This window comes from Oleiphilus sp. HI0061 (genome assembly GCF_001635675.1).
Window position 1 is genome coordinate 1 of the sequence record NZ_LWFE01000634.1, and the last position, 910, is coordinate 910.

The 910-nt window shown below is 44.6% G+C and carries 2 protein-coding genes; both read right to left on the reverse strand.

Annotated elements, in window-relative coordinates:
- Positions 1-313: GTPase (locus A3735_RS08080; protein WP_156499522.1), on the reverse strand; the 313-nt coding region annotated here is incomplete at its 3' end.
- A 10-nt stretch (positions 314-323) separates the two neighbouring features.
- Positions 324-910: PQQ-binding-like beta-propeller repeat protein (locus A3735_RS08085; protein WP_156499523.1), on the reverse strand; the 587-nt coding region annotated here is incomplete at its 5' end.

The following is a 910-nucleotide window of genomic DNA, read 5'->3' on the forward strand; positions in this document are numbered from 1 at the left end:
GACGAGCTATCTCTTCATCAATAGGGGTCAATCCATCCCGGCCATCCACAACAAAGAAGATTAGATCAGCCTCTTCTATTGCCAACAAGGACTGCTCAGCCATGACAGCATCGATCCCGACTTCATCACCACTTATACCACCGGTATCGATAGTAATGAACTTCTTATCCAACGCCACTCCAGAGCCGTACTTACGATCCCGAGTTAAGCCTGCGTAGTCTGCGACAATTGCATCTTTTGTTTTGGTCAAACGATTGAATAAGGTAGATTTACCTACATTAGGACGACCTACTAGCGCTATTACAGGAACCATCTATCTACCTTTAATCTCTATATTCGTTAGACGACTCTTCGAAAAGTCTTCTATTTCTAAACCTCGAACCCAAGGGTCTAAGGTCCTTTACCTTCGAATTCAACTGATACGATACTATGTCACCAGAACGTGCATAAACATATAGCCGGTCGCCCTTTACAATCATCTCACCCATGACACCATCACTGTCAGGGTATTTCCGTGCAAGTACTTTTCCATCCAGCACTGATAGCACATGGATATAGCCCTCGAAATCAGCGGCCATCACAAACTGGTCAAAGACCACTGGTGAGCCTAAACGACGATATAAGAACTCTTCATTTCGCCACAACTCCTTTCCACTTTGCTTATCAAGCGCAATAATCTCACCTTTATCCGTGGTAACAAAGAGCTTGCCAAAGCCTAACGCGAGCTTGTTAAAAGATGAAATTTCTTTAGACCAAATTTCCTGCCCATCGAGCGCACTTAAAGCAAATATTTTACCTTGGTAAGCGGCTGCATAAAGGGTATCACCATCAAGCAAAGGCTGACCATCCGAGTCGACCAAACGCTCTAGTTCTGTGCGCCCTTTTGGTAGAGCAAGTGTTGCTTTCCAGA